Origin of the sequence: Mycobacterium simiae (assembly GCF_008370645.1) — a bacterium.
Taxonomy (GTDB): domain Bacteria; phylum Actinomycetota; class Actinomycetes; order Mycobacteriales; family Mycobacteriaceae; genus Mycobacterium; species Mycobacterium simiae_A.
On the sequence record NZ_VTZN01000577.1, the window covers coordinates 1 to 364 of the forward strand.

Below are 364 nucleotides of genomic sequence, written 5' to 3' on the forward strand. Positions count from 1 at the left end.
GGGCGACCTGAGCAATCTGACGCTGGTACCGACCGAGCCGATCGCCGAATTGGCCCCGGGACAGATTCGCGTCGCAATCCGCGCCGCCGGGCTGAACTTCCACGACGTCGTCGTCGCCTTGGGCGCGATCCCAGACGAGGGCATGGGAGCCGAAGCCGCCGGTGTGGTCGTCGACACCGCATCCGATGTGACCGCCCTGCGGCCCGGTGATGCGGTGATGGGGTTGTTCCCCAACAACGCATTTGCGCCGACGGCCGGCACCGACCAGGGCATGGTCGTTGCGATTCCGCCCGGGTTGTCCTTTGCCCAAGCCGCATCCGTTCCGGTGGCGTTCTTGACCGCCTACATTGCGCTGGTCGAGCTG

At 67.0% G+C, this 364-nt stretch carries 1 protein-coding gene; it reads left to right on the top strand.

The annotated features are described in order from the left end of the window. A partial coding sequence (locus F0Q45_RS26960) for an alcohol dehydrogenase catalytic domain-containing protein (protein WP_149656696.1) occupies positions 1-364 on the top strand: 364 nt, incomplete at both ends.